Consider the following 9,078-nt stretch of genomic DNA (forward strand, 5'->3'; position numbering starts at 1 on the left):
CAGCCCGCAGCAGCAGGCCCCGGCGCCCCAGGCGCCGGCTCCGCAGGCCCCCGCGCCCCAGGCGCCGGCCCCGCAGCAGCAGCGTCCGGCCCAGCAGCCGGCTCCGCAGCAGCAGGCTCCGGCCGCGAAGGCGCAGCCCCAGGCACCCAAGCCCCCGGCGCCGCGTCCCGGCGCGGGCGGCTCCGGCCAGTCCGGTTCGGTGGTGCCGCCCAAGCCGCAGGGCCCCAAGCCCGGGCCGAAGCCCGGTCCGCGCGCCCCGCGGCCCGGCAACAACCCGTTCGGTGTCGGCCAGGGCGCTCCGGCGCCGCGCCCGCCGGCACGTCCCGGCGGTCAGGGCGGCGAGCGCCCGGCCGAGCGGTCCGGCGGCGGTGACCGTCCGGCTCCGCGTCCCGGTGGCGGCGCGCGCCCGAACCCGGGCAACATGCCGCCGCGCCCGAACCCGGGCATGATGCCCGGCCGCGTGCAGCGGCCCGGCGGTGGTCCCGGCGGCGCGGGCCGTGGTGGTCCCGGTGGCGGCCGCGGTGGCGCGGGCGCGGGCCGTGGCGGACCGGGTGGTCCCCGTGGCGGCGGCGCTCCCCGCGGTGGTCCCGGCGGCGGCGGTGGCGGCGGTTTCCGCCCCGGTGGCGGCGGTGGCGCCCCCGCCGGTGGTGGCTTCCGCGGTGGCGGCGGCGGTCGTGGCGGCGGCGGTGGCCGCGGCGGCACGGCCGGTGCCTTCGGCCGTCCGGGTGGACCCTCGCGCAAGGGCCGCAAGTCGAAGCGGCAGAAGCGCCAGGAGTACATGGAGAACATGCAGGCGCCGTCGGTCGGTGGCATCCGGCTGCCCAAGGGCAGCGGCGAGACCATCCGGCTGCCGCGCGGCGCCTCGCTGACCGACTTCGCGGAGAAGATCGACGCGAACCCGGCCTCGCTGGTGCAGGTGCTGTTCCACCTGGGTGAGATGGTCACCGCGACGCAGTCCGTCTCGGACGAGGTGCTGGAGCTCCTCGGCTCGGAGATGAACTACAACGTCCAGGTCGTCTCCCCCGAGGAGGAGGACCGCGAGCTGCTGGAGACCTTCGACATCACCTACGGTGAGGACGAGGGCGGCGAGGAGGACCTGCAGGTCCGCCCGCCGGTGGTGACCGTCATGGGTCACGTCGACCACGGTAAGACCCGCCTGCTCGACACCATCCGCAAGACGCGGGTGCACGAGCGGGAGGCCGGCGGCATCACCCAGCACATCGGCGCCTACCAGGTCGAGACCGAGCTCGAGGGCAACCCGCGCCTGATCACCTTCATCGACACCCCGGGTCACGAGGCGTTCACCGCCATGCGTGCCCGTGGTGCGAACTCCACCGACATCGCGGTGATCGTGGTCGCCGCGGACGACGGCGTCATGCCGCAGACGGTGGAGGCGATCAACCACGCCCAGGCGGCCAAGGCGCCGATCGTGGTCGCGGTCAACAAGATCGACAAGGAAGGCGCGAACCCGGACAAGATCCGGCAGCAGCTCACCGAGTACAACCTCGTGGCCGAGGAGTACGGCGGCGACACCATGTTCGTCGACATCTCCGCCCGCGAGAACATCAACATCGACGGGCTGCTCGAGGCGATCCTGCTGACCGCGGACGCCACCCTGGACCTCCGGGCCAACCCGGACATGCCGGCCCAGGGTGTCGCGATCGAGGCGCACCTCGACCGCGGCCGCGGCCCGGTGGCCACCGTGCTGGTCCAGCGCGGCACCCTGCGGGTCGGCGACTCGGTCGTCGCCGGCGACGCGTACGGCCGCGTGCGGCGGATGGTCGACGAGTACAACGAGGACGTCACCGAGGCGCTGCCCTCGCGTCCGGTCCAGGTCATCGGCTTCACGTCGGTGCCTGGCGCGGGCGACACGTTCCTCGTCGTCGAGGAGGACCGGGTGGCCCGGCAGATCGCCGAGCGCCGCCAGGCGCGCATCCGCAACGCGCAGAACGCCGCGAAGCGCAAGCGTGTCAGCCTGGAGGACCTGGACTCCGCGCTGAAGGAGACCAACAGCCTCAACCTGATCATCAAGGGTGACAACTCCGGTACGGTCGAGGCCCTGGAAGCGTCGCTCATGCAGCTGGACGTCGGCGACGAGGTCGAGCTGAACGTGGTCCACCGCGGCGTCGGTGGTGTCACCGAGAGCGACATCGACCTGGCGACGGCCTCCGACGCGATCGTCCTGGGCTTCAACGTGCGGGCCGAGGGCAAGGCGACCGAGCGGGCCAACCGCGAGGGCGTCGACGTCCGGTACTACACGGTGATCTACCAGGCGATCGACGAGATCGAGCAGGCCCTCAAGGGCATGCTCAAGCCGGAGTACGAAGAGGTCGAGCTGGGCCGCGCCGAGGTCCGGGAGGTCTTCAAGTCCTCCAAGTTCGGCACCATCGCCGGTTGCCTCGTGCAGTCCGGGGAGATCCGCCGCAACGCGAAGGCGCGTCTCCTGCGGGACAACGTGGTCGTCGCCGAGAACCTGCCGGTCAGCTCGCTGCGGCGGTTCAAGGACGACGTGGTCGAGGTCCGCGAGGGCTACGAGTGCGGTCTGACGCTCGGGTCCTACAGCGACATCAAGGTCGACGACGTCATCGAGACCTACGAGCAGCGCGAGAAGCCGCGCGTCTGAGTCGGGTAGTGGTGCGCGGGGCCGGTCTGGTGACCGGCCCCGTGTCCTCACCTGGGACAGGGAACCGATGTACGTAGGTGCGCTCGAGCTCGACGTCCTGTTCGGCGACGTCCATTCGCTGAAGCAGAAGCGGTCGCTGGTGCGGCCGCTGATCGCCGAGGTGCGCCGCAGGTTCGAGGTGTCGGTCGCCGAGGCCGGTCACCTCGATCTGCACCGCAGGGCCCTGATCGGGGTGGCGGTGGTGGCGGCCGACGGTGAACATGTTCGTGACGTGCTCGACGGCTGTGAACGGCTGGTGGCGCAGCGCCCCGAGTTGGAGCTGCTCTCCACCCACCGCCGCCTGCTCGGGCCAGAAGACTAAGGGGAGTGCGTGATGGCCGATCCGGCTCGCGCCCGCAGGCTGTCCAAGCGGATCTCGCAGATCGTGGCGTCGGCGATCGAGCACGAGATCAAGGACCCGCGGTTGAAGAACGTCACGATCACCGACGCGAAGATCACCGCGGACCTGCACGACGCGACCGTGTACTACACGGTGCTGGGGGAGAACCTCGACTCGAAGCCGGACTTCCCGGGCGCGGCCGCCGCGCTGGAGTCGGCGCGGGGCGTGCTGCGCAGCCGCGTCGGCCAGGGCACGGGGGTTCGGTTCACGCCGACGCTGACCTTTGTCGCGGACACCATCCCGGACGAGGCCCGGCACATCGAGGACCTGCTGGCGAAGGCGCGCGAGGCCGACGCCGAACTGGCCCGGCGCGCGGCCGCCGCGCAGCACGCCGGCGACCCGGACCCGTACAAGCAGCCCCGCGAAGCCGACGAGGACGACTCCGACGAGGAGTAATCCCGCCGGGCCTTGGCCTGCGGGTGTCCGGGTTGCCGCTAGGCCGCGATGGCGACGAGCAGTAGCCCTGCCTGCCTTGGCCTGCGGTGTCTGGGTTGCCGCTACGCCGCGGTGGCGACTGGGAGTGAGTCCCGCCCCTCTTGACCCGCGGTGCTTGGATTGCCGCAGCACTGCCGCTGCGACGCGATCTGAGGGGGTCCGCGTGAGGTCGATGGGATGGCTGTACCCGTTCCGCTCCCGGCCCTGGTCCGAGATCGCCGCGGAGTTCCACCGGCTCGCCGACGCGCGGCCGGTCTACCGCCCCATGTCCGAGGTCGTGGACAGCGTGCTCGCCGCGAACACCGTCCTGCTCGGCACGACCTCGCTGGGTGACCTGATCGTGGTCGACCGGCCGGTGCCGCGGGCGCCGTGGGGCGCGGTCGTGGTGTCCGGGCCGTGGTCGCGGCGTTCCGCCGTTTCACCCGGCCGCGTGCGCGTCGAGCACGTGGGCGCCGACGGTGAGGCGAACGAGCGCCCCGTCGACGAGGCCGTGCCGCTGTTCTGGTGCTTCGTGACCCGCAAGTTCGGCGTGGTGCCCGCCGCTCAGGTGTCCTGAGGCCGGATCCCGTCCAGCAGGAACGTCAGGTGGCGGCGCCAGTCGCCGAGCGGCGCCGCCTGCGTGGTGGCGGCGATGGCGAACGCCAGGTCCGCCAGGCCGAAGTCCGGGCGCAGCACCCCGGCCCCGTGCGCGCGTTCCAGCACCTTCTCGAACACCTCGCCGACCCGCTCCCGGGCAGCCCGCAGCCCCGGCGCCCCGGGCAGGTCGCTGGTGCAGATCTCGGTCATCCCGCGATCCACCGACTGCAGCTCACACGTCCGCACGATCAGCTGGACCAGGCCGTCCCACGGGTCCTCGGCCGCCAGCGCCTGCTCGGCTTCGCCCGCCCAGCGGTCGAGCATGCCGCTGAACGCGGCCTCGACCAGGTCTGTGCGCGTGGGGAACCGGTTGTAGAGCGTCCCGATCGACACCCCGGCCCGGCGCGCGATCTCCTCCAGCGGCGCGTCCAGGCCCTTCTCGCCGAACACCTCGCGCGCAGCCGCGACCAGCAGTTCGCGGTTGCGCTGGGCGTCACGGCGGAGGGGACGGCTCACACTTCCCAGTATAAGAAACTTGAGGGTCCCCTCAATTTGAGATACAACTTGAGGGGAACCTCAACTTATCTGGGAGGCAATCGACATGAGGACACTCGCGATCTTCGGCGCCGGGCCCGGCATGGGACTGGCCGCGGCCCGCCGGTTCGGCAAGGAGGGCTACCAGGTCTCGCTCGTGGCGCGCAGCGCGGACCGGCTGTCGTCCTTCGTGGACGAACTGTCCGCGGAAGGTGTTGCGGCACGGGCGTTTCCGGCCGACATGACCGACCTCGCCGCGCACGAGCGGCTGCTGGCCGACATCGGCCGGGTGGACGTGGCGGTGATCAACGGGTCGCTGGACCTGGCGCTGCTGAAGCCGGTGCGCGACCTCGACGTCGAGACCCTGCGGTCGGGGTTCGAGAGCGTGGTGCTGGCGCCGCTGTCGCTGACCCGGCGGCTGCTGCCGGGCATGCTGGAGCGCGGCTCGGGCGCGCTGCTCTACGGGTTCGGCTCGTCGGCGAAGACCCCGGAGCCGATGCTCGCCGGCGCGGGCACGCCTCAGGCGGCGCTGCGCAACTACGTGTTCGCGCTGCGGGCCGACCTCGCCGGCACGGGCGTCACCGCCGCCGCGATCACCATCGGATCGCTCATCCGCGGCAGCGACGCCGAGAAGCTGTTCGACGCCTCGGTGGAGGCGCGCCGCGGGTTCGACCCGGACCGCATCGACCCGGCCGACCTCGCCGAAATGCTGTGGGGCATGGCCGCGACGGGCGAACCGGCCGAGCAGGTGGTGCCCGGCTAGACGGTCGCCGGTGCGCGGGTGGCGGCGAGGCGGAACAGCGCGAGCGCGGCCAGGCCGGCGGCCGCCGCCGACCAGGGCAGCGCCCCGGTCCCGCCGAGGCCGATCACGCCGCCACCGACGGCACCGCCGACCGCCACCCCGAGGTAGGTGCCGGAGGTGTTCATCGCCAGCGCCGGCGCCGAGGCCTCGCCGGCCAGCCGGTGCAGCCGCGCCTGGACCGCGGGCGAGTTCCAGAACGCCGCACCGCCCCACAGCGCCACCAAGGGCCACAGCACCCACACCGGCACCGGGCGAAGCGACCACAGCACCCCGAAGACGACCATCACCGCGATGAACACCCCGACGCCGGTCGCCAGCGTGCGGTCGGCGCCCCACCGGTCGGTGGCGCGTCCGCCCGCCCAGATGCCGGCCATTCCGGCGGCACCGGACACCGCGAACAACGCGCCGCGGGACGCTATGTCCACATCGGACAGGCCGGCGGTGAACGGCGCCAGGTAGGTGAGCAGCATCATCGACCCGAACATCAGCACGACGTTCGCGGCCAGTCCCAGGGAAACCGGTGGCGCACCGAGACCGCGGATCCGGTCCCGCCAGGCCACCGCCGGGCCTGCCGGGGTGTCCGAAGGCAGGGTGGCGGTGAAGGCGGCCACCGTGGCGAGCCCGGCCACGGCCAGCGCGGAGAAGGTCGCGCGCCACCCGCCGAGCGCGCTGAGCCAGGTGCCCAGCGGGACGCCGATCGCCACCGCTCCGGTGACACCCAGCGCCACGGCAGCCACGTACCGGCCGAGCTTCTCCGGCGGCGACAACCGGGCCGCGAGCGAGAACAACGACGGCGTCGCCGCGCCGGCCGCCGCCGCGGCGACGACGCGGGCCAGCATCAGCACCGCGAAGGAGGGCGTGAGCGCGGCGAGCAGGTTGGCCGCGGTGAACACCGCGGCCGCGCCGGTGAGCACCACCTTGGGCCGGGTGCGGGCGGTGAGGAGCGCCATGACCGGCGCCGCCACCGCGACGGTCACCGAGAACACCGTCACCAGCTGCCCGGCCGCGCCGACCGTGACGCCCAGATCGGTGGCGATCTCGGGGAGGACCCCCGCGATGACGTAGTCGTCGGTGTAGTACACCAGCGCCGCGCCGGCCAGCGCGATCAGCCAGAGCGGCATGTGCCCGATTCCTCCCATGTCCCCGTTGTGCGTGACTTCTACACGGGACGGGAGCGGGGCGCCACCGCTTTTCCGCCCCGGGGTCAGGCGGGTTTGCGCGCGACGATCAGGTCCCGCAGGATCGCCTGGTCCACCCGGTGCTCGAACCCCTCCCACGGCCCGCCGGAGCGGACTTCCAGGCCGGCCCGGCCGAGGATCCCGGCGATCTCGTCGCGCTTGGCGACGTGCGTGTTCCAGCTCAGGCCCAGCGCGCCGCCCGGCTTGAGCACCCGCGCCCACACCGGCACGGCGGCGGCCAGCAGGTCCCGCGGGCTGCGCGCGAGCTCGTCGGGCTGGTGGCTGCCGTGCTGGACGCCGTAGGGCGCGTCGGCGACCACGACGTCCGCCGAGCTTGCCTTGAGCAGCTCGTCGGTGGTGAGGGTGTCGGCGTTGAAGAACGTGACATGGCGCGCGTCGCCGGCCTTCCAGCGATCCTTGTCCAGCGCGTAGGAGATCTCCAGGCGCTGCCCGAGGCGGTGCTTGTGCCGCCGCAGCGGGCCGGAGTCGGCGTTGTGCTTGACGCGCTTCTGCCGCAGCCAGGTCTTGATGAACCGTTCGTAGGCCTCGAAATCCCGCTTGTCGACGTCCAGCCCGGTCGCGTCCAGGCCGTACATCATGGCCTGGTTGAGCGTGGTTCCGCGGCCGCACAACGGGTCCACCACGTGCAGCGGCCGGTCCAGGAACTCGGTGGGCCGGGACCGGGACAGCAGCGTCACGTTGAGCAGCAGCTTGGTGAACAGCTCGTTGGTCTTGCCCGGGTACTTCTGGATGGTCAGCAGGTCGGAGTCGAGCTTGTCCAGCGGCGCGATCTCCAGCGGGCGCAGCAGGTCGCCGCTGAACTCGAACAGCGCGTACAGCGACGAGAGGTTCGACAGCAGCCGCAGGTCCTCTTCGGACAGCGGCTCCGCGGTGGTGAACGTGACGTAGGTGACGCCACCGATCCGGCGCTCGCCGATCTCGGCCGGCGGCGTGCGCAGTGCCTCGCCGAACACGGTCAGCTCGGCGCGCAGCAGACCGGCGGAGGCGTCGGCGTAGACGCGGTTGGCGCCGGGGTAGAGGAGGATCCCGTAGTCGAACATCGGGAAAAAGCGTAGCTTGCCCGCATGAGCACCTCCGCCCAGCTCGACTTCCCGCGCGCCGCAGGGCTGCTGCGCGAAGCGACCGACGTCACCCTGCTGGCCCACGTCCGCCCGGACGCCGACGCGCTCGGCAGCGCGCTGGCCCTCGGCCGCGCGCTCTACCAGCGGGGCGCGACCGTGCGCGTGTCCTTCGCCGAGCCCGCCGAGGTGCCGGAAAGCCTGCGCGGCCTGGACGCCGACAACCTGTTCGTGCCCGCCGAGGAGGTGCCGCCGTCGGCGGGGTTGCTGATCTGCCTGGACACGCCGAGCCCCGCGCGGCTGGGGTCGCTGGCCGACCGGGTGGACGCGACGCGTGCCGCCGGGGGCGAGGTGCTCGTGGTCGACCACCACGCGTCGAACCTGCGGTACGGCTCGGTGCACCTGGTCGACGACACCGCCGAGGCGACCGCGGTGCTGGTGCTGGCGTTGCTGGACGAGCTGGGGGTGGCGCTGGACGAGCCGATCGCGCGCTGCCTGTACGCGGGGCTGGTCACCGACACCGGTGGCTTCCGGCGGGCGCGGCCGTCGACCCACCGCGCGGCGGCCCGGCTGCTCGAGACGGGGGTCGACCCGGACCGGCTCGCGCGGGAGATCATCGACGACCACCCGTTCGCGTGGCTGCCGATGCTGTCGACCGTGCTGGCGTCGGCGCGGCTGGAGCCGGAGTCGGCGCAGGGCTTCGGGCTCGTGCACGCCGTGGTGACCGCCGACGTGGCCGCCACGGTGCGGCTGGAGGAGGTCGAGGGCGTGGTGGACGTGATCCGCTCGACGCGCGAGGCCGAGGTCGCGGTGGTGCTGAAGGAGCAGGCGCCGGGGGAGTGGTCGGTGTCGTTCCGGGCGATCGGCAAGATCGACGTCTCCCAGGCGGCGCGCAGCCTGGGCGGCGGAGGCCACCGGCTGGCGGCCGGCTGCACGATCCACGGCACGGCCGAGGAGGGCCTGGCCATGGTGAGGCGCGCGCTGGAGGAGGCGCCGCTGCTGGGCTGACGCGGGTCTGCCGGGGAGCCGGACGGTTCGCTGCGGGAGCCTCGGCCAGGCTTGCCATCCCTGCGGTCGCGGCGCCGCGAAGCGGCGGGCAGCCCGGCAGTCTGGCGTGATGGGGCGGTCCCGCGCCGCGGAGCGGCGCTTCACCGCGAGTGGTGGGCCTTCCGGGGAGCTGCCCGCCCACTTCCTTCCGGGAGGGGGTGCTGCGAAGCCGGCCGGCGGGCGAATCCCCTGCCTGAGCCCTGGCCATGCCCGCCACGGCCCCGCGACCCCAGCGCCGCTCGCGGCGGACCGCCGCGAGCGGCGGCCCCCGGGAGCTACTGCCGCCTCCGCCGAACGCTGCCGCCTCCGGAGGGAGCTACCGCTCCGGGAGTTACCGCCCTGCCCGGAAGCCATCGCCCCCTCCT

At 73.1% G+C, this 9,078-nt stretch carries 9 protein-coding genes; 6 read left to right on the forward strand and 3 right to left on the reverse strand.

The window, feature by feature from the left end; translation table 11 throughout:
• From infB to L2C96_RS20470, 4 genes are all read left to right on the forward strand, one after another.
• A partial coding sequence (infB, locus tag L2C96_RS20455; RefSeq protein ID WP_237337381.1) for a translation initiation factor IF-2 occupies positions 1-2,623 on the forward strand: 2,623 nt, incomplete at its 5' end.
• A 67-nt stretch (positions 2,624-2,690) separates the two neighbouring features.
• Entirely contained in the window at positions 2,691-2,984 is a 294-nt protein-coding gene (locus tag L2C96_RS20460) for a DUF503 domain-containing protein (RefSeq protein ID WP_020422054.1), read from the forward strand.
• A gap of 12 nt (positions 2,985-2,996) precedes the next feature.
• Positions 2,997-3,458 (forward strand): 30S ribosome-binding factor RbfA, encoded by a 462-nt coding sequence (rbfA, locus tag L2C96_RS20465; RefSeq protein WP_020422055.1) that lies wholly within the window; start codon positions 2,997-2,999, stop codon positions 3,456-3,458.
• A 211-nt stretch (positions 3,459-3,669) separates the two neighbouring features.
• The gene (locus L2C96_RS20470; RefSeq protein ID WP_237337450.1) at positions 3,670-4,053 is read left to right on the forward strand and encodes a hypothetical protein; all 384 of its coding nucleotides are present in this window, start codon (positions 3,670-3,672) and stop codon (positions 4,051-4,053) included.
• Here L2C96_RS20470 and L2C96_RS20475 read toward each other — a convergent pair.
• Positions 4,041-4,589 (reverse strand): TetR/AcrR family transcriptional regulator, encoded by a 549-nt coding sequence (locus L2C96_RS20475; protein WP_020422057.1) that lies wholly within the window; start codon positions 4,587-4,589, stop codon positions 4,041-4,043. The two genes, L2C96_RS20470 and L2C96_RS20475, sit on opposite strands and share 13 nt — an antisense overlap.
• An 85-nt stretch (positions 4,590-4,674) precedes the next feature.
• Here L2C96_RS20475 and L2C96_RS20480 point away from each other — a divergent pair, with 85 nt between their 5' ends.
• Positions 4,675-5,370 carry an SDR family NAD(P)-dependent oxidoreductase gene (locus tag L2C96_RS20480; RefSeq protein WP_237337382.1) on the forward strand — a complete coding sequence of 232 codons (696 nt, stop codon included), beginning with the start codon at positions 4,675-4,677 and terminating at the stop codon, positions 5,368-5,370.
• Here L2C96_RS20480 and L2C96_RS20485 read toward each other — a convergent pair.
• Both L2C96_RS20485 and L2C96_RS20490 read right to left on the reverse strand, forming a co-directional pair.
• Positions 5,367-6,530, reverse strand: a complete 1,164-nt coding sequence (locus L2C96_RS20485) for an MFS transporter (protein ID WP_237337383.1) — start codon at positions 6,528-6,530, stop codon at positions 5,367-5,369. The genes L2C96_RS20480 and L2C96_RS20485 overlap by 4 nt on opposite strands.
• 83 nt (positions 6,531-6,613) lie before the next feature.
• The gene (locus L2C96_RS20490; protein ID WP_237337384.1) at positions 6,614-7,648 is read right to left on the reverse strand and encodes a TRM11 family SAM-dependent methyltransferase; all 1,035 of its coding nucleotides are present in this window, start codon (positions 7,646-7,648) and stop codon (positions 6,614-6,616) included.
• Positions 7,649-7,672: 24 nt separating this feature from the next.
• On the opposite strand from L2C96_RS20490, the gene L2C96_RS20495 reads away from it, so the two are divergent.
• Positions 7,673-8,674 carry a DHH family phosphoesterase gene (locus L2C96_RS20495; protein ID WP_237337385.1) on the forward strand — a complete coding sequence of 334 codons (1,002 nt, stop codon included), beginning with the start codon at positions 7,673-7,675 and terminating at the stop codon, positions 8,672-8,674.
• Positions 8,675-9,078 lie beyond the last annotated feature (404 nt).

The organism is Amycolatopsis tucumanensis (assembly GCF_021654135.1).
Lineage (GTDB): Bacteria > Actinomycetota > Actinomycetes > Mycobacteriales > Pseudonocardiaceae > Amycolatopsis_E > Amycolatopsis_E tucumanensis.